27 protein-coding genes and 1 CRISPR repeat array are annotated in these 22,996 nt (G+C 58.8%); of the genes, 17 read left to right on the forward strand and 10 right to left on the reverse strand.

From position 1 onward, the window contains the following. Positions 1 to 102: 102 nt before the first annotated feature. The 12 genes from HJW02_RS00685 to HJW02_RS00740 all read left to right on the forward strand — a co-directional run bounded on the left by HJW02_RS00685 (position 103) and on the right by HJW02_RS00740 (position 4,888). Positions 103 to 1,050: an ATP-binding protein gene (locus tag HJW02_RS00685; protein WP_208050589.1), complete on the forward strand. Its 948-nt coding sequence runs from the start codon at positions 103 to 105 to the stop codon at positions 1,048 to 1,050. Positions 1,051 to 1,069: 19 nt separating this feature from the next. Beyond that, positions 1,070 to 1,339 carry a hypothetical protein gene (locus HJW02_RS00690; RefSeq protein WP_102749316.1) on the forward strand — a complete coding sequence of 90 codons (270 nt, stop codon included), beginning with the start codon at positions 1,070 to 1,072 and terminating at the stop codon, positions 1,337 to 1,339. 12 nt (positions 1,340 to 1,351) lie between these two features. Continuing rightward, a complete protein-coding gene (locus HJW02_RS00695) occupies positions 1,352 to 1,708 on the forward strand; it encodes a hypothetical protein (protein ID WP_102749315.1) in 357 nt (118 codons plus the stop codon). A 13-nt stretch (positions 1,709 to 1,721) separates the two neighbouring features. Next, positions 1,722 to 2,006 carry a hypothetical protein gene (locus HJW02_RS00700; RefSeq protein WP_102749314.1) on the forward strand — a complete coding sequence of 95 codons (285 nt, stop codon included), beginning with the start codon at positions 1,722 to 1,724 and terminating at the stop codon, positions 2,004 to 2,006. Then, the gene (locus tag HJW02_RS00705) at positions 2,003 to 2,314 is read left to right on the forward strand and encodes a hypothetical protein (protein WP_102749313.1); all 312 of its coding nucleotides are present in this window, start codon (positions 2,003 to 2,005) and stop codon (positions 2,312 to 2,314) included. The genes HJW02_RS00700 and HJW02_RS00705 overlap by 4 nt, the downstream gene beginning before the upstream one ends. Then, on the forward strand, positions 2,307 to 2,552 hold the full coding sequence (locus tag HJW02_RS00710; protein ID WP_102749312.1) for a hypothetical protein: 246 nt from the start codon (positions 2,307 to 2,309) through the stop codon (positions 2,550 to 2,552). Before HJW02_RS00705 ends, HJW02_RS00710 begins: the two co-directional genes overlap by 8 nt. Further along, the gene (locus HJW02_RS00715; RefSeq protein ID WP_102749311.1) at positions 2,549 to 2,809 is read left to right on the forward strand and encodes a hypothetical protein; all 261 of its coding nucleotides are present in this window, start codon (positions 2,549 to 2,551) and stop codon (positions 2,807 to 2,809) included. Before HJW02_RS00710 ends, HJW02_RS00715 begins: the two co-directional genes overlap by 4 nt. A 2-nt stretch (positions 2,810 to 2,811) precedes the next feature. Beyond that, on the forward strand, positions 2,812 to 3,339 hold the full coding sequence (locus HJW02_RS00720; protein ID WP_102749310.1) for a host-nuclease inhibitor Gam family protein: 528 nt from the start codon (positions 2,812 to 2,814) through the stop codon (positions 3,337 to 3,339). Next, positions 3,336 to 3,509 (forward strand): hypothetical protein, encoded by a 174-nt coding sequence (locus HJW02_RS00725; RefSeq protein ID WP_180976187.1) that lies wholly within the window; start codon positions 3,336 to 3,338, stop codon positions 3,507 to 3,509. The genes HJW02_RS00720 and HJW02_RS00725 overlap by 4 nt, the downstream gene beginning before the upstream one ends. Continuing rightward, on the forward strand, positions 3,506 to 4,144 hold the full coding sequence (locus tag HJW02_RS00730; protein WP_102749309.1) for a hypothetical protein: 639 nt from the start codon (positions 3,506 to 3,508) through the stop codon (positions 4,142 to 4,144). The genes HJW02_RS00725 and HJW02_RS00730 overlap by 4 nt, the downstream gene beginning before the upstream one ends. After that, a complete protein-coding gene (locus tag HJW02_RS00735; RefSeq protein WP_146024277.1) occupies positions 4,141 to 4,374 on the forward strand; it encodes a hypothetical protein in 234 nt (77 codons plus the stop codon). The genes HJW02_RS00730 and HJW02_RS00735 overlap by 4 nt, the downstream gene beginning before the upstream one ends. Before the next feature lie 283 nt (positions 4,375 to 4,657). Further along, positions 4,658 to 4,888, forward strand: coding sequence for a hypothetical protein (locus HJW02_RS00740; RefSeq protein ID WP_102749307.1), 231 nt, complete (start codon positions 4,658 to 4,660; stop codon positions 4,886 to 4,888). 55 nt (positions 4,889 to 4,943) lie between these two features. On the opposite strand, the gene HJW02_RS00745 is transcribed toward HJW02_RS00740, so the two are convergent. The 3 genes from HJW02_RS00745 to HJW02_RS00755 all read right to left on the reverse strand — a co-directional run bounded on the left by HJW02_RS00745 (position 4,944) and on the right by HJW02_RS00755 (position 10,428). Continuing rightward, positions 4,944 to 5,165: a hypothetical protein gene (locus tag HJW02_RS00745; protein WP_146024276.1), complete on the reverse strand. Its 222-nt coding sequence runs from the start codon at positions 5,163 to 5,165 to the stop codon at positions 4,944 to 4,946. A 245-nt stretch (positions 5,166 to 5,410) separates the two neighbouring features. Next, positions 5,411 to 7,323: direct repeats of the CRISPR family, unit length 31 nt; unit sequence GTTTCAATCCACGCACCCGTGAGGGTGCGAC. Positions 7,324 to 7,814: 491 nt separating this feature from the next. Further along, on the reverse strand, positions 7,815 to 9,623 hold the full coding sequence (ilvB, locus tag HJW02_RS00750; protein ID WP_240454305.1) for a biosynthetic-type acetolactate synthase large subunit: 1,809 nt from the start codon (positions 9,621 to 9,623) through the stop codon (positions 7,815 to 7,817). A gap of 196 nt (positions 9,624 to 9,819) precedes the next feature. Continuing rightward, positions 9,820 to 10,428, reverse strand: a complete 609-nt coding sequence (locus tag HJW02_RS00755; protein ID WP_022396708.1) for a beta-phosphoglucomutase family hydrolase — start codon at positions 10,426 to 10,428, stop codon at positions 9,820 to 9,822. A gap of 161 nt (positions 10,429 to 10,589) precedes the next feature. Between HJW02_RS00755 and rpsT the strand changes: the two genes are divergently transcribed. Next, entirely contained in the window at positions 10,590 to 10,853 is a 264-nt protein-coding gene (rpsT, locus tag HJW02_RS00760; protein ID WP_022396707.1) for a 30S ribosomal protein S20, read from the forward strand. Between the two features lie 79 nt (positions 10,854 to 10,932). Beyond that, a complete protein-coding gene (locus HJW02_RS00765; RefSeq protein WP_022396706.1) occupies positions 10,933 to 11,154 on the forward strand; it encodes a hypothetical protein in 222 nt (73 codons plus the stop codon). 161 nt (positions 11,155 to 11,315) lie between these two features. Here HJW02_RS00765 and HJW02_RS00770 read toward each other — a convergent pair whose 3' ends face one another. Continuing rightward, a complete protein-coding gene (locus HJW02_RS00770; protein WP_022396705.1) occupies positions 11,316 to 12,515 on the reverse strand; it encodes a 4-hydroxy-3-methylbut-2-enyl diphosphate reductase in 1,200 nt (399 codons plus the stop codon). Between the two features lie 82 nt (positions 12,516 to 12,597). Between HJW02_RS00770 and HJW02_RS00775 the strand changes: the two genes are divergently transcribed. Genes HJW02_RS00775 through HJW02_RS00785 form a run of 3 tightly spaced genes read left to right on the forward strand, consistent with a single transcriptional unit; the run spans position 12,598 to position 15,650 of the window. Further along, the gene (locus HJW02_RS00775; protein WP_205597322.1) at positions 12,598 to 13,644 is read left to right on the forward strand and encodes a tRNA-dihydrouridine synthase; all 1,047 of its coding nucleotides are present in this window, start codon (positions 12,598 to 12,600) and stop codon (positions 13,642 to 13,644) included. Between the two features lie 12 nt (positions 13,645 to 13,656). After that, positions 13,657 to 14,796, forward strand: a complete 1,140-nt coding sequence (locus HJW02_RS00780) for a transglutaminase-like domain-containing protein (protein ID WP_102733099.1) — start codon at positions 13,657 to 13,659, stop codon at positions 14,794 to 14,796. Continuing rightward, the gene (locus HJW02_RS00785; RefSeq protein WP_102722802.1) at positions 14,793 to 15,650 is read left to right on the forward strand and encodes a diacylglycerol kinase family protein; all 858 of its coding nucleotides are present in this window, start codon (positions 14,793 to 14,795) and stop codon (positions 15,648 to 15,650) included. Before HJW02_RS00780 ends, HJW02_RS00785 begins: the two co-directional genes overlap by 4 nt. Before the next feature lie 46 nt (positions 15,651 to 15,696). Here HJW02_RS00785 and HJW02_RS00790 read toward each other — a convergent pair whose 3' ends face one another. The 6 genes from HJW02_RS00790 to HJW02_RS00815 all read right to left on the reverse strand — a co-directional run bounded on the left by HJW02_RS00790 (position 15,697) and on the right by HJW02_RS00815 (position 22,920). Then, complete coding sequence (locus HJW02_RS00790) at positions 15,697 to 16,149, reverse strand: hypothetical protein (protein ID WP_022396701.1); 453 nt, start codon at positions 16,147 to 16,149, stop codon at positions 15,697 to 15,699. A gap of 151 nt (positions 16,150 to 16,300) precedes the next feature. Further along, positions 16,301 to 17,083 (reverse strand): enoyl-ACP reductase, encoded by a 783-nt coding sequence (locus HJW02_RS00795; RefSeq protein ID WP_022396700.1) that lies wholly within the window; start codon positions 17,081 to 17,083, stop codon positions 16,301 to 16,303. Between the two features lie 66 nt (positions 17,084 to 17,149). Further along, the gene (gene folD / locus HJW02_RS00800) at positions 17,150 to 18,025 is read right to left on the reverse strand and encodes a bifunctional methylenetetrahydrofolate dehydrogenase/methenyltetrahydrofolate cyclohydrolase FolD (RefSeq protein WP_022396699.1); all 876 of its coding nucleotides are present in this window, start codon (positions 18,023 to 18,025) and stop codon (positions 17,150 to 17,152) included. Next, positions 17,998 to 18,726, reverse strand: coding sequence for a lysophospholipid acyltransferase family protein (locus HJW02_RS00805; protein WP_102722804.1), 729 nt, complete (start codon positions 18,724 to 18,726; stop codon positions 17,998 to 18,000). Before HJW02_RS00805 ends, folD begins: the two co-directional genes overlap by 28 nt. Positions 18,727 to 18,741: 15 nt before the next feature. Further along, the gene (locus HJW02_RS00810) at positions 18,742 to 20,385 is read right to left on the reverse strand and encodes a hypothetical protein (protein WP_102722805.1); all 1,644 of its coding nucleotides are present in this window, start codon (positions 20,383 to 20,385) and stop codon (positions 18,742 to 18,744) included. Between the two features lie 21 nt (positions 20,386 to 20,406). After that, a complete protein-coding gene (locus HJW02_RS00815) occupies positions 20,407 to 22,920 on the reverse strand; it encodes an Amuc_1098 family type IV pilus outer membrane protein (protein ID WP_180970941.1) in 2,514 nt (837 codons plus the stop codon). Positions 22,921 to 22,996 lie beyond the last annotated feature (76 nt).

The following is a 22,996-nucleotide window of genomic DNA, read 5'->3' on the forward strand; positions in this document are numbered from 1 at the left end:
AATAACAATATGGACGACATCACCAAAATCAACAACGACGCCGACCTGAGCAGATATCTGGCACGCATCCCGGCCACGCCCTACAAGCAAGGCCACAAGAAGATGCTTACGGACCTGATCAACTACGCCGTCGAGCATCAGTGGACCCTGCGTACTCTGGCCGACAAGCTGCCGGTGAGCACGACGGTCATGCACCGTCTGCTCAACGGTACCTACCAAGCGCCTGCCGGCCCCCATCTGGCCAAGCTGGACGACCTGTGCGGCGTCCTTTCCCTACGCCAGCAGTCAACCTCGGACGGCCCGTTTATTGAGACGGCTCTGGCGCGCTACGTGATGCAGATTGCCGAGCTGACCCACGTTAATCAATACGCCTCCATGCTGGTGGGCAAGACGCAGTGGGGCAAGACCTGGGCGCTCAAGGAGTATGCCCGCCGCCACCCCGGCACGGTCATCCTGGTGCGCTGCCCGGTAGTCACCAGTCCGGGACGGCTGCTCTACCGCATTGCCGCTCAATTAGGCCTGTCGGTCAAAGGCAACACCGAGTTCCAGATTGCCAAGATTGTCAACCGCCTGACTCCGGAGCACCTGCTCATTGTCGACGAGATCCACCACGCGCTGGACAGCGACAAGACCGGACGCAAGGGCATTGAGCAGCTGCGGGAGATATACGATGAGACCCAGTGCGGCATGCTCCTGGTGGGCACACCTGTATTGGCTGAGTACGTGGAGCATAATGACAAGTGGCAGGGCATCCTGGAGCAGACCTCCAAGCGCGGAGCGGCCAATATCTACCGCCTCCCGGATTACATTGAGACCCGTGACCTGGAGACGCTCTGGACCTACTACGGCTATCCGACTCCCAGCCGGGCCATGCTGGCCACCCTCAAGCAGCAGGCCAACCTGTACGGATTTGGCAAGACTACCAAGCGCCTGCGCAAGGGTCTGGAGGCAGCCAACAATGCAGGGGTGGACCTCACCTGGGACTACTACCTGGCCGCGGTTAGAAAACTTGAAGAAATGGAAGCCGGCAAGATGCCGGAACACGTATAACCACAAACAATAAGCAAACATGAAACAACAACCCAACACCGAGAAAAACACGCTCACCATTACGGTGCCGCCAGAAACCCTGGCCGCTATCAGGATTGCCGAAGGCATACCGCAGCTGGTTGACCTCGTCGGCACGGCGCTGACAACATGGGGAGCCATTGGTACGACCGATCCGGTCGACCTGGGCGATATCCACCAGGTCCTCACCGATGCTGCTGATCAGCTGCCCGATCTCCTGCAGGACCTGACCCTGCTGCGCGACGCCATGCTTGCACAGGACACCCATTAACACTCCGATACCATGCGCAAGAAGACCATCAAGTACACCATCGTTGACCTGGACGGCACCCGATATGTGGTCCTCCGCCTAGCCGACCTCGACGCCCTCATCACCACGCATCACAGCCTGTCCCTGGAGCTCATCCCGGTATTAAGCGAGGAGCAGTGGGAGCAGCACCGGCAACTGCTCTACATCACCCAGCATATCCACATTGAGCGGGTCAGCCACTGCAAGGCGGCCCTCCTGTCCAAGACTGACTACGACTCGCTCAATCTGGCCATATCTCATTTGCACACCCTACTGGGCAAGATGCGCCTGGCCAGCATCACCGTCGGTCCATCCGAGGCCGATCAACCCACCTCAACCACCAACCAATAACACCATTACTATCATGTACAGCACCAACACCAATCAACAACAGGACGGGCGGCGGCAAGCCCCCAACTTCACGCTGGACCCTAAGGGAGGCAACTTTGTCCTCCACATCGAGGACGTCATCACGGACAGCGGACGGTCCGGACTCGCCATCTATAGCGAGACCATCCAAAAGGCCGACCATGAGACCCCTGCCGCCCGTGTCGCCACGCTGATCAATGAGTTCATCGCCAGTAATCCCGACACCATTGGTGAGGTGATAATTGATACTATTCACCATAACCGGGAGGGCGAGCAATGAAAGACCTGTTTACCGCCACACCTGCGGAGCGTGAGATCATTGAGCGCATCGCCAAGCGGGCCTGCGCCCTATACCACAAGTACGGCAATACAGACGTCGATGAGCTGGATATCCAGATGGACCTGGAGGCGTGTCACTGCAACGGCTGCCCTCTGCGGCTTGCTGACATGGAGCAGGCTGATAACTTCAATCTCATGCACGATGTCACGGGCATCAATGCGCATCTTAATCATGACACGGGCAAGCTGGAGAGGTGTTTTCTCCCCCGTTTTACCGATATGGAGAGGAGGTCCAGCCGTCATGACTAATCCCATCTACTGCTATTACCACCGGCACGCACGCCTGGAGATCATCCAGCGCCATGGACAGACTTATGCGGTTTGCCCGGAGTGTCGAGCCGTCCTGGCTGATAGGCTCAGGGGAGATATCTATATATCCCATCACGGAGGATATGCTGCATCCGACGACCTGATCCACAAGCTGATAGACGGTGCCGAGCCGGTTAATCCCATCCCTCCCATCTACATGTACATTGACCAGCCATGACCTACGATCCAGAGACCCTGTGCACGCTGATCAGCATGCAGCTGTCCAGATTTGCCAGCTCCGGCAACTACTGGACTATCTACGACCCACGCTGGCCGGGCATGATTGCCATCCGTCTGGAGCAGCTGGGAGAGCGCTACGTCCCGGTGGATGGAGCTAAATTCTACGCATGGCTACAGACGCCCGGTCTCACCTGGCAGGACGTCGTATCCATGGTGGCCCGCAAAAGTAAACAAATCAACAAGCAACACACATAACAATGACTAAATTAACAACACGCAACACCGGACTGGCCACCCTGGCCGAGTACGAGCAATGCCTGGACCAGATCGCCGAGCTGACCGTCAAGCGAGACAAGGCTCAGGCCCGACTGGACAAGGCCATTCTGGCCGCCCGCGAGGAGCACGGCGGAGTAGTTGATGGCCTCAACAACCTGATCACCGCCAAGCTGGCCCAGGCCGAGCAGTATGCCATCCGCAACCGGGAGGCGCTCCTGCAAGGGGACGCCAAGTCCGGAGAGACCGGCAAGGCCCGATGGGGTTGGAGACTGGGCAATCCCACACTGGTGCTACTCTCCCGCAAATTCACTTGGGGAGCCGTTTGCAACAAGATTAAGGAGATGGGACTCACCGCCTACCTCAAGGTGTCCGATCCCAAGCCGGACAAGGACAAGCTCAAGGCCGAGCTGGATGACGAGCGGCTGGCCGCCCTGGGACTACGCATTGAGCAGACGGAGGCATATTGGGTAGAGCCTAAGACTGACACAGCAGGGAGGATAAGCGCATGACTGAGATTGAGGTCAAGGACATGGGGCACCACATCATCCTGTCCATTACCACAGGAGCAATCCGTGGGGCCAGTACCGCAACATTAATCTATCTAACGCCGACGCAGCACAAGCAACTGATCAATGCTCTGATTAACCCTACACCCTTCAAGCCCAACATCGATATATGAGCAAACCACTTACCAAGCGACAGATCACCGTACTGTCCATCATGGCCGGCAAGGCCTACAAGTGCATCCAGTCCCAGGGGTGCCCCCTGCCGTCCCTGGTGGATTGGCGGCATGACGAGGTTTGGGCTGCCACAGGAGTCACCGAGTCACTTACCAAGGCAACCCAGGAGCACTACGTGCCTATCTATAATAGACTGGCTACCTACCTGGGCACGTCCTCCATCAAGGACCGGACTTGGTCGGAGATGGACACGGCCCTCCACAACCTGCGCGAGGCTATGATGCGCTACGAGACCAGCCCAGACTATCTGGCCGAGATCGTGCGGGACCAGTTGCACCTGCCTTGCACGGGTCGGGATGTGTACCAGGCATTGCGGCATTACGCTGCCGTGGAGCATGTCCAGCACCTGATGTATACTATCATCAACCGGGGTCGGGAGGATGCCCGCAAACTAGCCTCCGAGACTGGCCAGGATACCTACGAGCCGCATGCTGATCCGCGCACGATGCCGCCCGGCAAGCTGGCTGATCATGTGGGGGCTGTACGCATTGTCACCACTCCTGGGCCGCATAAGCCCACCGCGCGGGGATTCCGCAGTAATATATGGATGCCAGACCAGGAGGTGCAGTCATGAGTGATCCTGACTATCCGCTCACCTGGCCGGAGGCTCTTAGAGCTGCCAAGGAGGGAGCCATGATTGAGTCTGCCTGCTTATCTCAATTGGATGGATACCGCATTATGGCAGTATTCAGCCCATCCAAGGGGGTGCTAGTCGATCATATTTGGCAGGACTGGGTTATTGACATCGGCAGTAACGAGGTCCGATCTGGATGGCGTATCGTCCCACAGGAGGAGCAACCATGAGGATACTGGACACGATCCTGCGCCTGCTGCCATATCAGCGCACCATGCTGGAGACGGATATACCTGCCGACGCGACACTGGAGTGGTGCCGGAGACCTCGCCGAGGCATTAGGTTGGTTCAGTCTTGCCCCCCCGCGAGTAATGTAGTGAGAGGATACTCCGGCCGTGTAGTCGTCGATGAGTTTAATCCCATCCTCATCGACATGGAGCAGCCCAGTGTTCCGTCGGATAACAACTAACTTTTCGCCCTCACAGGGGCGTGGATTGAAACAGAAAAAACATCATGAAAACCTTAACTCCAGGCGATAAGCTTAATTGCTACGTTATTGATCGCAATGGCCAACAGTCCAATCTAGCCATCCAGATACTTGTTGTTGCCACCAAGCAATCCCTGTATGCTGACGGCCTCTATTCTACTATTCTGGGTATCGTCGATGAGCGGACGGGTAAGCTGATAGAGGATCATCCGGGCAAGGAGATGACTCCATTTGTCCGCGCTTTATGCGATGACTAGCCCAGATACCATTCAGGCCGCCAGGGACAACCTGGCGGCCTTTTTGTTTCTTGGGTCAATCGTCTTCATGGACGATGATCCACACGTTGTCGAGTACGTCACGCACCCACGCTGTTACCTTATGCCCTTGACGAGTGGCCCAGATCAGCACGATGGCCGACTCTCGCAGATGATAGGTCTGGGGGTGTTCTTTGTCTTGGTCCTGCGGCGAGATGACAGTGACTGATCCGTACACTGGGATCGGCGTTATAACAAGAGGTGTATTTGATTCAGACATGGTCGCTATTTCAATCAGCTTTCACCTTTTCTGCAATGCGATTGCATGTGCTTTTTTCTCATGCTTTCACCCCTTGTGCAGCCCCTCTGCATAGCCAGTGCACTTATATCAGATACCTGTCATTTCTCCGCATTTTGGCTTCGACTTTTATAAGATATCTCCTGTCTGGCCAGGAGCGCTCCAACTCCCGTGTTTTCTAAGATTCCAACGGATTTCAACCCTAAATCAACTTATATCAACTATCCTGTCATCCCTCAGCACCCGTGAGGGTGCGACGGCACAATAAATAAACCTAACCACATAATACAATGTTTCAATCCACGCACCCGTGAGGGTGCGACCCTTTGGTCTTGCCGCTAAGGGTCTCCACAAACAGTTTCAATCCACGCACCCGTGAGGGTGCGACGAGGGACAATGATGAAGACATGGACATTGACGCTGTTTCAATCCACGCACCCGTGAGGGTGCGACACCCCATATTCCTACTCCCTATGAAGTAGGTTACGTTTCAATCCACGCACCCGTGAGGGTGCGACAGGTTGAAAGCTATAGGTCCATCACCCGGCGTATAGTTTCAATCCACGCACCCGTGAGGGTGCGACATGACGCTGAAGCAGCTAGCCACATACAACTTATGTTTCAATCCACGCACCCGTGAGGGTGCGACTTGTGCGTCATTTTATATACGCCGCTAGCATGGAGGTTTCAATCCACGCACCCGTGAGGGTGCGACTTGCCTATCCCTTCAAAAATTATCCAGCTATTCAGGTTTCAATCCACGCACCCGTGAGGGTGCGACACTCATCCAGGACCAGCAGGGTGCCCTCGGGTGTTTCAATCCACGCACCCGTGAGGGTGCGACAGAAGTCCGGGTCCAGCTTTTCATTGCTGGGGTCGTTTCAATCCACGCACCCGTGAGGGTGCGACCTTCCAGCCATCGCCAACAGAGGCTACGAGCCCGGTTTCAATCCACGCACCCGTGAGGGTGCGACAGGTAACTTCTCCCCTGCCTTCATCACCTATGCGGTTTCAATCCACGCACCCGTGAGGGTGCGACCCCTGGCTTCTTTCCATGATGGACAAGTGGACGGGTTTCAATCCACGCACCCGTGAGGGTGCGACACGGCCATGGATAGCATTGGCATTCAAGGTATTGGTTTCAATCCACGCACCCGTGAGGGTGCGACCCTCCGGTTACGTCAACAGCAAGATACTTACTCTGTTTCAATCCACGCACCCGTGAGGGTGCGACGAATTATGCGGGATAGAATCAGTAAGTCCTCGGTGTTTCAATCCACGCACCCGTGAGGGTGCGACCGGATGGATTCGATGGTCACCTCAATCAGGAATTGTTTCAATCCACGCACCCGTGAGGGTGCGACCGAAGGCTTTGAGCGAAGCCATTGGCCGGGGATTGTTTCAATCCACGCACCCGTGAGGGTGCGACCTATGGCACCTGCTACAATGTCTCAAAATTAACGGTTTCAATCCACGCACCCGTGAGGGTGCGACATGGCGATAAGACAGATAACAGGCTTGCAAACCTGTTTCAATCCACGCACCCGTGAGGGTGCGACTCCAGCATTTCCACCCTATAGCGGGCCGTATGAGGTTTCAATCCACGCACCCGTGAGGGTGCGACTGTTCGACCGGACGCTAGCCTGCGGAAAAACCTGGGTTTCAATCCACGCACCCGTGAGGGTGCGACACGCTGAGGCGGCCTATGAGGTTACGGGTTGGTTGTTTCAATCCACGCACCCGTGAGGGTGCGACTGAATTGTGCCAAAATCTCATGTACAGTCAAGCGTTTCAATCCACGCACCCGTGAGGGTGCGACGCCAGAAAGGGAACGTAGAACCAGGACAGGATGAGTTTCAATCCACGCACCCGTGAGGGTGCGACTTTACCGGGCGTTCGGAATTACGGTATGGGATGTTTCAATCCACGCACCCGTGAGGGTGCGACGCTAGCGTCCGGTCGAACACGAATTCCAGCACAGGTTTCAATCCACGCACCCGTGAGGGTGCGACCCGGTGGCTACGGTCAACTGCACATTGCCCGCGGTTTCAATCCACGCACCCGTGAGGGTGCGACAGTTTAGACAAGACGGAAGAGCAGGAAAATCAGGTTTCAATCCACGCACCCGTGAGGGTGCGACGGCCTGGAGGATACGGGTTGAGCATCAAGGGCGCAGCAAGGGGTTTGCGCCAACCTGATGCGGAAGCCGGATACGGTCAGGCCCGATAAGAGGTGATTCTTTTGTCAATATCCATTTCCCAATCACTTACAGCAAGCGCCGGTCTCCCGGGAATTTTCTGTGAGCTTGGGGTTGGCGCAAGGCGGCATCAGACGCGGCGTTATTCCGTAATATTCCATCTTCGCCGCGTCCGGTCCGGCTTGCATTCAACTTGGTTCATTGATGCTAGCCGTTCCCCTCTGCCGCGTCCAGCAACATCTTCCACGTTCCTTCAAACAGAACCGTGCATCCCCGGAGCCGCCAACATGGAGACACATACACAACAGGCCTCCCGGGCGGCGCGCCGTTTTCCCCATTGCCGGAAGCCGAATTCCCCTCCGGTTTCCGCTGCCATTAAAAAGGAGCCGCCCTTGCGGACGGCTCCCGTTAACGAATGAATGACGGAATATCCCTTACAGGGCCGTCGGAATTTCCTTGCCCAGTTCGGACGCCTTCTTGGCGGAGCCGTCCCCGGCAATGCGTTCCAGAATCACGTCCTTGTAGCTCATGCCGCCCAGGATGATCGGCAGCACATGCACGTCGTGAGGAACCATTACGTCCAGCACGTACGCCTCCGGGGATTCAATCATGCGGGTGATGGCCGCCGGAAGTTCCTCTATGCGGAGCACGCGCTCGCATTTGACGCCGAATCCGGCGCAGATGAGCGGGTAGTTCGGGTAGATGACGTCTTCCGTCTTGTGGGTGGGGTCATAGCTGTCGTGCGGGTCCGCCAGGAAGGTCTGGGCCCGGTTGGAGTCATACTTCAGGTCTTCCCACTGCACCACCATGCCCAGGTGCTGGTTATTCAGGATGATGCATTTGACAGGCAGGCGCTCCACGTGAATGGTAGCCAGCTCCTGAATGTTCATGAGCATGGAGCCGTCTCCGTCAATGTTCACCACCAGCTTGTCCGGACAGGCCAGGCACACGCCCATGGCGGCGGGAAGGCCGTAGCCCATGGTTCCCAGGCCGCCGGAGGTAGCCAGACGACGGGGCTTGTCGAATTTGAAGAACTGGGCGGCAAACATCTGGTGCTGGCCCACGCCCGTGCAGATGATGGGATCCTTGTTCGCCGTCTGGCGGTAGAGTTCCTCAATGACGGCCTGCGGGGAGATATAGCCCTTGCGGTCTTCATAGGAGAAGGGGTATTGCTTCTTCCAGTCTTCAATCACTCCGAACCATTCCGGAGTGCGGGTAAAGCCGGAGGATTTGCGTTCCCAGCCTTGAGCGGCCAGAGCGGCGTTGAGAACCTGGAGGGCGTCCTTCACGTTCGCGCGGATGGGGTGCGCCACCTTCTTGTTCTTGTTGATCTCGCTGGCGTCAATGTCAATGTGGACGATGGTGGAGTCCGGGCAGAACATGTTGACGGCGCCGGTCACGCGGTCGTCAAACCGGGCGCCCAGGGCGATCACCAGGTCCGCTTCATTCACGGCGTTGTTCGCAAACACGGCTCCGTGCATGCCCAGCCAGCGCAGGGAAAGAGGGTGGGTCTCCGGCATGGCTCCTATGCCCATCAGGGTGGTCGCCACGGGAATCTGGGAGCGTTCCGCAAATTCCAGCAGGTCCGCGGAGGCTTCCGCGGAGATGATGCCGCCGCCGGCGTAAATGACGGGACGGCTGGCGCCTTCAATCAGCGGAATGAGTTCTTCCAGCTTTTCCGTGGGAACGGGCAGCACCGGATTATAGCCGGGCAAGTCCATTTCCATGTCAAAGTCCGGGGAGAACACGGCTTCCTGCACGTCCTTGGGCATGTCAATCACCACCGGGCCGGGACGGCCCGTGGAGGCGATGTAAAAGGCTTCCTTGATGATGCGGGGCAGTTCTTCCGGTTCCGTCACCAGATAGCTGTGCTTCACGATGGGGGCGGTCATGCCGAACACGTCCGTCTCCTGGAAGGCGCCGCGGCCGATCAGGGAACGCATGACCTGCGCCGTAATCGCCACCAGCGGAGTGGAGTCCAGATAGGCGTCCGCAATGGAGGTGATCATGTTGGTGGCGCCGGGGCCGGAAGTGGAGATGCAGACGCCCACCTTGCCCGTGACGCGGCCGTAGCCTTCCGCGCCGAACGCGCCGCCCTGTTCGTGGCGGGGCAGGATGGTCCGGATTTTGGGCTGATGGCTCAGGGCCTGGTGAATCGGCATGCTGGCGCCGCCGGGATAGGCAAAGACGACGTCTACACCTTCACGCACGAGGCATTCCACGAGCACTTCGGCTCCTGTCATGCGGGTTTTCGTCGGGGCGGATGATGTTTTGTCGTTTGTGCTCATGTGCAAATAATATTTTATTTGTTCAATAGGAAAAAAGGTTCTAGCGCATTCCGGGCGTAATGTGAAGCCTTTTCATTAAAATGCAGGCGTGCATCCCGGGAGGAGGGGAAGGCCGGAAAGCGCCCCTCTGCGGAAGCCGCTGGAGAGGGAATCAGGCCAGGGACGCGCGGCGGACGTGCACGCAGTCCATTCCGGCGGCTGCGGCGGCCTTCATGCCGGGTTCCGCGTCTTCAAAAACCACGCAGCGGTCCGGGGATGCCCCCAGAAGTTCCGCCGCTTTCAGGAACATGTCCGGCGCAGGCTTGCCATGCTCCACTTCATCCGGCGTCAGAATCACGTCAAAAAGACCTGAAAGTCCGGCGGCGGCCAGCGTCCGGGACGCTCCCGGCATGGCGCTTCCCGTGGCGATCGCCTTGGGGGCGTCTCCCAGGGAATGCACGAATTCCACCACCTCCCGGATGGGCTGCATGCCCTCCTCTTCCAGCATTTCCAGATAAATGCGGCGCTTGTCCGCAGCGGTAGAAGCAGCATCCATGTGCATGCCGTACCGTTCGTTCAGAAAACGCACCACGTCGTTGGCGGATTTACCGCCGCAGGAATAAAATTCATCCGCCAGGAACACGCGGTCCGGCGCCCCCGCACGGGCCAGGGCCTTGCGCCATGCCTTGTAATGGAGCGGCATGCTGTCCACCAGGGTGCCGTCCAGATCAAAAATATATCCTTCATATTTTTTTTCAGGCAAATCCACGCGTTTCTTCATAACGGGGGCACAGGATGCCACAAACCCTTTTTCCGGTAAAGCCCGCAGTCTGCCCGCGCTTAGGAGGAATGCCTTAAAAAATATATCAAGAGCTTGACATTTTGTCCTGTTATTCTAATGTTTCTGCCACCTCGAAACGGAAACCGAACCTCTTTTAAAACATGGCCAATACCAAATCCGCACTCAAGCGCATCCGTCAGACAGAAACCCGCACCGCCCGCAACCGCGCTGTGTCCTCCAAGCTGAAGACCCTCCGCAAGAAGATTGCCACTGCGGTGGAAACGTCTGACAAGGAAGCCGCTGCCGTTGCCTATAACACTTTCTCCTCCGCCGTTGACAAGGCCGCCAAGGTGGGCACCATTCCCGCCAACCGCGCCGCCAACTACAAGAGCAAGGCCGCCAAGGCCATCGCAAAAATCGCCTGAGTTTTCACTTCGGTTTTCTGACGATCTTTATGGCAAGCCGCTCTGTTCTGCTGAGCGGCTTGTTTTATTTTCCCCTCCCATGCAGCAATCCCGCCTGGATAAAGCCAAACTGATTATTGACCGTCCCGGGGACTTCAAGGTTTGCGAAGCCTGCGGCTCCATCGTGTCCCTGACCACTGCCGTGTGTCCCAACTGCAACGCCTACCGTTTCGACTCCAATACGGAGTACGTCGTGGAACAGGCCGTACTGCTTGCCTCCCGGGAACAGCGTTCCGTCACCCCGGAAGACCTGGAAAATTAAGGAGTCCTGCCCGGCGCCGTTTTCCGCCGTATTCCTGTTTCTCTGTTTTCCTCTCCCGCGGGTTCGGCCACCGCTCCGTTTTCGTGAGAAAAACGGCAGATGCCTTCCCGGTGGAAGGCGTGCCCATTTCTCCGCATCCCTCCAGCTCCGGATGCGCGACGCTACTTGCGCAATTCTGCAATGCGCAGGATAGTGGCCTCAATCAGGTTGGCCGGGCATGAAGCGCCCGCCGTAATCCCCACCTTCAGGGATTTGCCCAGATTCTGCACCACCGGTTCCGTGGTCATGCGGCGGACTTCCCGCGTTTCCGTGTCAAAGGCATCCACGTACTGGATGGATTTGATGCTTTCTGCGGATTCAATGAAATACGTGGGCACATGCTCCTTGGCGATATCCACCAGGTGCGTGGTGTTGGAACTATTGTAGCCGCCCACCACGAACATGACGTCCAGAGGGTTCTTCAACAGCTCGTACAGGGCGTCCTGGCGGTCCTGGGTAGCGCCGCAAATGGTGTCGAACACATAAAAATTATCATCGTCCCCGTCCCTCTGGACGACGGCGTCCTTCACCATCCTCTGGAGCGTCTGCGTCTCCGTCTTCAGCATGGTGGTCTGGTTGGCGATGCCCACTTCCTCCAGATCCCGGTCCGGATCGAATCCCGGGGAATAACAGCCTTCAAACCGTTTCAGGAACGCCTCGCGATCTCCGCGGCCCAGCATGTAGTCGCACAGGATGCGGGCGTCCTCCAGATCGTAAACCACCAGGTATTTCCCCTTTCCCCGTTCCCCCAGGGCCCGGGAGGCCGTGGCGCTGGTTTCCTCATGGGTGGCCTTGCCGTGAATGATGGAGGTAATCCCCATGGCGGCGTAATTCTTCACCCTTTTCCAGACCTTCATCACGTCCCCGCAGGTCGTGTCCACAATCTGCACGCCCTTTTCCTCCAGCGCATCCATGAAGGGAGTGGGCACGCCGAACGCGGGAATAATCACCACGTCGTCCGCGGCAATCCGGTCATAGGAGGAATCAAGCTGCTTCCAGGGAAGCTTCTGAATGCCCATTTCCTCCAGCTGCCGGTTTACCTCCGGATTGTGGATGATGTCCCCGATCAGGAAAATCCGCCGGTCCGGGAACACCCTGCGGGCCGCATACGCTATGTCTATGGCGCGGCGCACGCCGTTGCAGAATCCAAACTCCCTCGCCAGGAAAAATTCCGTGTGGCCCAGGTTGTACACGTTGCCCGCAGACCGGATATGGGAAATCAATTCACTCTGGTAATGCTGCTGGATTTCCTTCTCCACCTGTTCCATCACCTCGGCTCGTCTCACATTCACTCTGGCTTTGCGGGTTGAGTCCTGATTCATGCTCACAGCTTCCACACTTTCCTTCTTTCGTCAAGACAATCACAGCTTGCCAACCGGGGCTTTTCACGGTATGCACAGGCGCATGCTCCTGGCCCTGGCCCCCATGAAAGATGTGACGGATCTGGCTTTCCTCAAGACGTTGAAGGACTTGAATTCACTGCCGGATTATTTCATCACGGAGTATTTCAGAACGGTGGCCCATCATAAAAAGATGTCGCCATACATCCTGCGCTCCATTGATGAAAATCCCACGGGGCGCCCCATTTACGGCCAGCTCGTGGGCCATGAACCGGAGTACCTGGCGAGGGACGCGCTGGCCCTGATGGAGCACGACTGCGCGGGGGTGGACCTGAACATGGGCTGCCCCGCCCCGATGGTGTGCAGGAGAAACGCCGGAGGGGGCATGCTGCGCTCCCTGAAGGCCATGGACGCGGCCCTGGGCGCGCTCCGGGACGTTCTTCCCGCCGGGGCCTTCACCGTCAAATGCCGCCTGGGATACGAGAATCCGGACGAGTTTGAACGCATTCTCCCCGTGATTGCCGCCCACACCCCGGACAGGGTGTGCATCCACGCCCGCACCGTACGGGAAGGCTACCGCTCCCCGGTGCATCCGGAATGGGTAAAATGGGCCGTGGAAGCGCTGGACTGTCCGGTGGTCGCCAACGGCAACATTGTGGATGCGGCCACGGCGGACGCGTGGGTGCGGCTGGCCCGGCCCGCAGGCCTGATGATCGGGCGCGCGGCCCTGCGCAATCCATGGATATTTTCCCAGCTTTACGACCGTTTCCAGGGTAGAGCCCCTGCTTCCCCCACCTTCCGGGACGTGCTGCATTACATCCGCCGCCTCCATGAGCGCACGCTGGAAATGCAGAAGCGTTATGTGGAGGAAAAACACATCCACCGCATGAAAAAATACCTGGTTTACACCGCGCGCGGGCTTCCGGATTCCTTTGACCATTACATGAAAAGGGCGAAAACCTCCCGCGATTTCATGCGCATTTGCGAGGATATCCTGGACAATGACGCCCCGTTTGCCCCCACGCCGCCGGAAGACACGCACCTGTTCGCCCATTTCCATGCCCTACTTGCGCAAGAGGAAGCTTGTCTCCCTCCCGGAATTCAGGTATGAATTCCGGTGTTCATGAATCCGCTGCCTTCCGCCCTTCTCCTGGGCCTGACCGCCGCTCTCTGCGCCGCCCATGACGCCATTCCGGACGGAGTGGAATTCCTGCGCGCCTACATGCCCGCGCAGGACAGGGAAACGATTACGGAAGAACGGCTGGACCGGGAAGTCCGCCTGGCGCTGGACGCCCGCAGCCAGTTCCCCTGGGCCGGCAAGGTTCCGTGGGAGCTTTATGAAAACAACGTGCTCCCCTATGCCGTGGTCAACGAGCCGCGCGACGAATGGCGGGAACAGTTCCACAACCTCTTTGCGCCGCTGGTTTCCGCATGCAAGACGGGCCGGGAAGCCGCCCTCACGATTGCCTCCTGCATCCAGAAAACCCTGAATGTGCGCTATTCCACGGAAAGAAGGATTCCTCACCAGGGGGTGAAGGAATCCCTGCAATCCGGCAAGGTTTCCTGCACGGGCCAGAGCATCCTGCTCGTCTGCGCGCTCCGCTCCGTGGGCATTCCGGCCCGCATGGCCGGCGTCCTTACCTGGAACCATGTGCGCGGCAACCACAACTGGGTGGAAGCCTGGTGTGACGGGGAATGGAAAATGCTGGAGTACAACGAGAAGGATTTCAACACCCCGTGGGTGATGTCCGCCATCAGCATGCTGGACCCCCGCAAGCCGGAGAACGCCATTTACGCCACCTCCTGGAAGAAGGAGGGCGCCGGAGAGTTCTTCCCGCTGATCTGGGAAGCCCGCTACGACGAAAAACGGCGCGCGCTGACCTTCCCTCCGGAAAGCCGGACCGTCCCCGCCGTCAGGATCACGGACCGTTATATGAAACTGGCGTCGGACTGGGTGGCGGCACAGCCGGAGTACCTGCCGGGCAGCAGGCTGATGCTGGATATCAGGGATGGGAAGGAAGGCAGCGGCAGAAGACTGCCCCTGCGCGTCGTTCTCAAGTCGGAAGAAGGGAAAGTCCTGGCGGAAGGCACCACCCCCGGCCCATCCGACGACATGAGGAAGTTTCTGGAAGTGCGCCTGCCGGACAACGTCTCCCGCGGCATTCTGGAATTCATGCTGCCCGACGGAACAGTGCGCCATGAACCCGTGGCCCATACGGAAGCCCCGGTGCAGATTTTGAATTTCTCCGTGACCGCTCCATGAGGATTCCCCTGTTTTTCAATAATACGGCGCGCAGCGCCAGGGCCGACCGCTTCCGCCGCTGGCTGGACGGCCACCGGGATCTTTTTGACGTCATTGAGCCGGAAAGCAGGGAAGACATGCTGCGCCACCTGGCCGCCCGGGCGGATTCCGGAACTCCCGTCGTGGCCGTGGCGGGCGGGGACGGCACGCTGGGCGTGGCGGCCAGGGCCCTCTGCAATACGGAAACGGCGCTGGCCCCCTTCCCCGCGGGAACCATGAACGTCTTCTCCCGTGAAATCGGTATCCGGCAGGATTTTGACCACGCCCTGCATGTTCTGAATGCGGGACGTCCCAGGGACGTGGACCTGTTCGCCTTCAACGGGCAGCCCTTTCTCCAGATGGCGGGCATAGGCGCGGACGCCCGTGCCGTGGAACTGACCACGTGGGAAATGAAAAAGAAATGGAAGGCCTTCGCCTATGTCATTGCCGGCGCCCGGGTTTGCACGGAGCGGCAGCCCCGGCTGACCCTGTCCACGGATGACGGGCGGGTGGTGGCAGGCCGTTCCATCCTCTTCGGCAACGGGCGCAGGTACGGCGGACCGCTGAATTTCTTTGCGGAAGCGGATAATGACGACGGTCTTCTGGACGCCGTGGTTTTCAAACATTCCATTCCCTCCATCATCGGGGAATGCCTGATGGCCGCCGTCCACGGAGGCTTCCATTCCCGGCGGAACGGCTCCTTTGAATATATCCGGATGACGGGGGGAACCGTCATTTCCGCCGGACAGGCCGCCTGTGAACTGGACGGCGATTATATGGGCAACGCCCCGGTCCGCATCACGCGCCACGGCACGCTGAAGGTACTCGCCCCCTGAAGCGGAGCCGCAAAAGGCTTCCTTCAACAGGCCGCCCCTGCGCGCCTTAACTGAGCAGAAAACGGGTAAACGTATCCAGCATGCAGGAAAGATGGACGGTGTGGACCTCCGGAAGCCCGGTGAAGGCCAGTACAATGGCGGCATCCATCAGGGCCGCGACGCCAATCCATTTGACCATCGCCGGAAGCGGAGAGGCGGAAGGTTCGTAAAAGCTCCAATCTTCCTTCACAAAGGAGAAATCCTCCCCTGAATCAAAACGGCGGAATTGTTCCTCCAATTCCTCAACCGGCATTTCATGGGGGCAGACGTAGCCATGGGCGTCATCCCCCACCTCGCAATAATAAAGGCCGTTACCCACCGGAACGGACTGCATGTGCATTCCGTCCCCGCCAACAAGGGAGATATGGGCTTTATGAGAAGAGTTCCCGTAGCGGAGGAACAATTCATCCAAGCTGCCGCACGTTTCTCCGTTAAACAGATAACGAGGGGAGGCTGTCATTTTCTTATTTATAAAAATGAGACACCGGAACACAAGAATTTTTGACAGGAGAGATGGCGCATCCCTGTCATACCCGCGGAAACAGCGCAAAAAGACCGTACCGGCAAGCGGTACGGCCTGAAACAAAGGGGAAATTTTCCCGGAGGGAATGCTACATGCCCATGATTTGATAGCCGCCGTCCACGTAAATCACCTGTCCGGTGATCGCGGCTGCGCCGTCGCTGGCCAGGAAGACGCCGGTAGCGCCCAGTTCCTCGCCCGTGCAGGAACGGCCCAGGGGGGCATGTTCCTCATACACCTTGAACATGGTGTTAAAGCCGGAAACGCCGCGTGCCGCAAGCGTCTGCATGGGGCCCGCGCTGATGCAGTTGACGCGGATGCCGCGGGCGCGGCCCAGATCATACGCCAGATAACGGGTGCAGGCTTCCAGGGCGGCCTTGGAAACGCCCATCAGGTTGTAGTTCGGCACCACCTTTTCGGAACCCAGGTAGGACATCGCCAGAATGCTGCCGTTGTCGGACATCATGGGCTCCACGGCGCGGGAAAGGGCCACCAGGGAGTAGGCGGAGATATCCAGGGAAATCTTGAACGCCTCGCGTCCCGTATCCAGGAAACTGCCGCCAAGGGCTTCCTTCGGGGCAAAAGCCACGGAATGCAGCATGCAATCCACCTTGTCCGTGTGTTCCCGGACTTTTTCAAAGAATGCATTGATGGATTCATCATTGCTGACATCCAGATCGTAAACGGGGACGTCTTCGCCGAAGTTTTCATGGACCAGCTTGAGCACGCCGTCCTTGAGGCGTTCGCCCTGATAATTGAAGATGAGCTTTGCGCCCGCTTCATGCCATGCCTTGGCAATTGCGAACGCGATGCTGCGCTTGTTCGCCACGCCGATTACGACACCAACTTTGCCTTCGAGTAATTTACTTGACATAATGGTAAGTGAATACTGCCCTACTTTCCTTCATTTGACAAGAAAAACGGACGTCACGGCGCTCCGTCAGGCTCCCGTCTGCTGGCGGCAGGCCTTGACCGTGTTAGCCATCAGCATGGCGATGGTCATCGGCCCCACGCCGCCGGGCACGGGGGTAATGGCCCGGCACTTGGGCGCCACTTCATCATAGGCCACGTCTCCAACAATCCGGTAGCCGCGCTTGGCGGAGGCATCTTCCACGCGGTTGATGCCCACGTCCACCACCACGGCGCCGTCCTTCACAAAATCAGCCGTCACGAATGCGGGCCTGCCTATCGCCGCCACGATGATGTCTGCGGAACGGCAAAGCTCCGGCAGGTTCTTCGTGCGGGAGTGGGCCACCGTAACGGTGGCGTTCGCCTGCTTGGACATCAGAAGATGGGCCATCGGCTTGCCCACGATCATGCTGCGGCCGATGACCACGGCATTCGCGCCCGCCGTTTCAATGCCGGCCGCCTGCAACAGCCTCATGCAGCCCAGCGGGGTGCAGGGCACAAAACCGGTTTCATCCTCCAGCACCAGCTTGGCGACGTTCTCCGGGTGGAAGCCGTCCACATCCTTGGCGGGGTCTATTTCCAGGACCACGGCCGCCTCGTCGATATGGGGGGGAGGCGGGCTCTGCACCAGAATGCCGTGGATGGAGGGGTCCGCATTCAAGTCACGGACGACCTGGAGCAGTTCTTCCTGGGAGGCATCCGCGGAGAGAACGATTTTACGGGAGTTCATTCCCAGCTCCGCGCATTTTTTCACTTTGGAATTCACATACACCTGGGAGGCGGGGTCCTCCCCCACCAGAACCACGGCCAGGCCGGGCGTTATTCCCTGTTCCCTGAGCCGGGCAATGTCCTTTCCAACCTCTTCCAGCACCTGGGAGGCTACCTGTTTTCCGTCGATGATTTGCATAATAATGATTGATGAAGTGGCGGGAAGTCCGGAAGCCCCTCGCTCAGCAGCCCGGCCAGAAGGCGGGCGTAGTCCGCTACCTGCTCATCCGTTGCGTCCGGAGGAATGAACAGGCGCTTTTTCCATAGAATGTTCACGTTGGAACACGGCTTGGGAATGGCGTAGCGGTCCCAGGCCTTGTTCAGCCTCCAGCAGCTTTCATATTCGATGCACACGGGAACGATGGGAAGCCCGGACTGGGAGGCCATCTTGATGATGCCGTGGTGCACCTGGTAAATGGGGCCCTGCGGACCGTCCGGGGTGAGGCAGAAGCAGACGTCCCCCTCCTGCACCTTCCTCATCATTTCCATGTAGGCCAGGGCTCCCCGCCGTCCTGAGGAACCGCGGACGGAATCCAGGCCAAAGTGTTTGCATACGGCCTCCACCAGGGCGCCGTCCTTGCTGGCGCTGGTGAGCACGCACATCTTGAGCGGCTTCTGGGCCAGGGACCAGGCGTAGCCGGGCACCGTCGTGCGGTTGTGCCAGAGGGCCACCAGGAAGGGCGCCGTGTAGACGTCGTCGTGCTCCTCCTTGATGGAGCGGATATTCAGGCTCATGCAGATGGGCTGGAGCAACGACCACAGGCCGAAGCCGGCCAGCTTGGTCCACCAGCGGGAACGCTTTTCGGACGTTTTTCGGACAATGGGGTTGAGCAGCAACATGAATCCTCGGCAATATCACATGAATCCGTCCACCGTAATGCGGGCGGGCGGGGTACTTGACGGAGCGGGAAGAGCCGTTCCGCGGGAGGGGGCAGTCCCCATTCCCGGACGGTCCGCGCGCGGCTCCACTTCCTGGAGCATGCCGGCGGAGTTGTCCTGCGGGGATGCCGGCGTACCGGAAATTTTCACGGGGAGAATGATTTCATGCCCCTCCTGCGTAACGCCGGACGGCAGGCGTCGGCTATCCACCATGTAGGAGGGGATTTTAAAGACCAGCTCTCCCGTCACGGCGGAACCGTTGCTGTACAGAACCCCGGTCACTCCCAGGAAGCCCTGCTCAAACAGGGAAATCTCTTTCAGGGAGGCGGAACGGTCCGTTCCGTCGCTTTCCAGCAGAAAGGAGCCGGACGTAAAGACTGGGGAAGAGTAAGGCAGCCTTATTTCCGTGTTCCGGGCGGTCATGGCCGCCAACAGGCGCAGGACGGGCAGCCTGAGCATGGTCGCCTTGATGACGGAACCGCTGTACCCTTTTACGGAGGGCCTTTTCTGTTCGTCCATCACGGGCAGCGCAAAGTCCAGCTTCAATTCATGCTTTTCATCCACTTCCTGTTCCCCCATCTGTACCTTGAGGAAGGAAGCGAAGTCATCCCCCACCAGGGAGAGGAGGTCAAAATTCCTGCCCGTCAGGGTCCAGGCCTGATGGCGGAAATCCGTACCCAGGAGGAAATTCCCCGTAATCATGAAGGGGCTGAGGTCCGTAGGCTTGTTGAGCAGGCGCCCCTTGTCCAGAAAACCGGAGAAGGTGAGCTGCTTGACGCCGTTTCCGTTTAAAATGATGGAGCCGGAGTCGACGCCCATCAGAGGCCAGCCCTTGATTTTCAGCTTTTGCTGTGACAGGTCCAGCACGTATTCCGGTTCCGTACCGTTTCCGGACGTGCGGATGTAGGCTTCCGCCGTCATGTAGAAGGGGCCGTCATTCCGTTCCAGGGTAAATTCCTCCGTCTTGTGGGCGTAACCTACCTCCAGGCGCGGAGAGGTGTACCGCCGGAAGACGAACGGGAGTTCCCGCTTCGTCTGCGGCACGGCAAATTTGGAGAATCCGGGGCGCAGGCCAATCGTGACCTTGGCCATGTTCAGGCTTTCCCCCTTGATTTTTCCCATGAACAGGGACGTGGCGGAGATTTCTCCGGAAACGCCTTCCATCATTACAAAAGACAGGCAGGAATCCTGCGGGAAAGTGACCTTGATGCGGGCGGCCTTCATGGAAAGGCCGTCCATCGCCATGCCGGAGGCTTCCACCTTCCCGCCCCAGGCGGCGGAGAGGTCCGATTGCAGCCGCCCGGCGAATTCCTCCGTATTGAAGGAAGTCAGGCGGTACATGTACGTTCCCGCCAGGGCGCCCACAACCAGCAGGACCAGGATGCAGAGGCCAATGAGGAAACGCTTGTTTTTCAGCACGGCCTGCTTGGCGTCCCCGTGGTCGTCATTGTAGGTCCGCCGGCGTTTTTCCACACGGATGACCTTGCTGCCGTCCGGGCGCACCACTACTTCCCTCTTTCGCTCCACGCCCTGGGAATCCGAGGCATGCAGCTGGCGCATGATATTGTCCGCCCCCTGGGAGGAAGAAGAGGACTCAGGATCGGAATCACTGTTCTTCAATAGTCTTAATCCGGTTAAAGGTTACTGGGCATTGCTGAGGGCGGGAAGAGGCGCGAGCCCTGCCGGAGCTTCCTCATCCGGAACGGCGGTGCCCGGCGTGTAGAGCTGCTTGCCGCCCGGGTCCACCACTTCCGCCTTCACCATGATGATGATGGCCTTGCGCTCTTCCTTGGATCCCTTGGAGCGGAAAAGGCGGCCCACCCAGGGAATATCCCCCAGAATGGGGATTTTATCCTCATACGTGATGGAGGTGGATTTTTTCAAGGCGCCGATGACGAGCGTGCTGCCGGTGGCAATGCGTACCGGAGCGGTCAGGCGGCGCGTGGAGAATACGGGCTGGAGAATGAAGTTGTCGGAAGCTTTCACCATGACGATGTCTTCCTTCGCATTTTTCTCCTGGGAGGCCACGGGGACGAAGAGCGGCGTACCGTAGTTGATGAAGCCGTCAAAGTCCACGATTTCCGGCACTACGGTCATTTCCACGATGGATTTGTCATCGCTGATGCCGGTTACCTCCACGTTGAATACCGTGCCGAGCTGCCTGGTTTCATAGGCGGATGGGTGGGCGGGCGTGATGGGCATGACCGGCAGGCGGTCTCCGCCATCGTCGTCATAGTCGCCCCAGTCGTCTCCGTTATTGTTGTTGCCCGTGCTGTTGGGAACTTCGGGCGGATCGTATTCCGTGGGGTAAATCAGTTCCTTGCCGCTGAAGAAGGTGGCTTTTTCCCCTGGGCGCACAATCACGGAAGGATGCTGCATGATGTCCGTGCCTTTCTTCTGGCTCAGGCCGCGCATGATCATCGTGATGTCCGCCTGGCTCCACATGCCGCGCATGGTGACGATGCTGGGCGCACCGCCGGGAACGTAGGCCACGCCGGTGCTTCTGGCGGAGGAACCGCGCTCAATCATGCCGTCAATGCTGTCTTCCGTAAAAACCTGGTTGCCGGACCTCAGTCCACCCACCACCCCTGCCGGGACGGCGGCTCCGACCACGCTGGCGGCGCTGTCCAGCACGGTGTTGTTGTAGTCATTCTTGTTGGTGCCCGCACCGCCCATGAACCACTTGGAGGGGTCCAGGTTCAGGTTCACGATCCAGTTGAAGCCCAATTCTTCCAGGTCCGTTTGATTTACTTCCAGGAACGTCGCGCTGACAACCACCTGCAGGGGCTGTTCCGCCGTCTTAGACGCCACCAGCTCCTCCAGCATGCTCAAGTCCTTGGGCGTGCCGTGGAAAAGGAGGGTGGAGTTGCCCGAGTTGTATTTGATGAAGCTGCCTTCCGGGAATTTCACGCCCAGGGAGGCCAGGGCCTTCTGCGGGTCCACCCGTTTCAGAGTCATGCCGGAAGAACCGGCATCCCCGGAACCGAAGGGATCGGCATTTTCCGAATCGGAGGATTCCGACAGGCCGGAGAAGAAGCCCGGAGGAAGGGCAATGGCCTTGGTCACCATGTAGGAGGTGCCGTCGGAGCTGGATACCAGCTCCGCGCCAAAGGCGTTCGTGCGCAGAATGAGGCCGGAAGCGCGCGCCACGTATTCCAGGGCGTCGCGGAGCGGCACGTTTTGAAGATTAAGCGTAATTCTCTTGCCGGCGGTCTCCTTGGCGGAAACGCTGTCCGCAGGACCGGGGTCCACGGAAATGTTCACGCCGCGCTCCGCCGTCGTCATGGCCGTTGTATCATGCGTCCTGGCCAGGCTGCGCAGATAGTCCACGGCTTCCTGCACCGTTGCGCCGTCCAGCTGCACGCGGGGCAGACGGATCATGCCCAGCTTCTGGTCCACATTCACCACCGGATTGTCCAGCGGCTGGGAGAAGGAAGCGGGTTCCTCCGGCGTTTCCGTCAGGGGAACGGGCATCTCCCACAGCTTGGAGACGTCCGCCAGGGCGCTGCTCCGGGTTTCATCCCTGGCAGCGTCAAAGTAGGCGGTCCTGGCGCGGTTGACCAGCTCCATGCCGCGCCGCGCCGCCGTGTTGTAAGGGTCTGTCTGGAGGACGGAGGTAAATTCCTTCAGGGCCGCATCATACTGGCCCAGTTCATAATAGCCGTAAGCCAGGCGAAGCAGGCGGTTGACTTCCTCCACGTTCTTGACGTGTTCCGGGGATAGGGCCGGATTCGTGCGAACCGGGTCCCGGGCTATTTCCAGCGTGCGCTTGGCCAGGGCATGGTCCGGCGTAGCTTTCAAGGCATCTTCCAGCAGCTTGACGGCCTCGTCGTAACGCCCCACCTTGATGTATTCCTGCGCCACGGCCACGCTGGCGTCCGCAATGCTGGTTTCCAGAAAACGGCGCCGCTTCTCCATGTTGGGGGACTTGGGCAGCGCGGTCAGGCTCCTGCGGTAATTGTCCAGGGCTTCCTGGTACTTGCCCTCGGAATACAGCTGACGCGCCTGCCCCAGCAGCAGCATGGAAGCCTGGGCCTGCTCTTCCATCCGGGCCGCAGTCCGGCGGGCGGCCCCTGCTCCTTCCTGGGCCAGCCCCTGGCCGGCTCCAATACCGGCAACGGCAAGCGCCAGGGCAATTTGCTGAATGGCAGACATGGAGTGAGGGAAACGTCTAGTCATAGGAATTTCCGGGACTATACCGAATTAAAAACCGCCCGTCATTATAAAAACG

This window comes from Akkermansia sp. GGCC_0220 (genome assembly GCF_017566105.1).
Classification (GTDB): domain Bacteria; phylum Verrucomicrobiota; class Verrucomicrobiia; order Verrucomicrobiales; family Akkermansiaceae; genus Akkermansia; species Akkermansia massiliensis.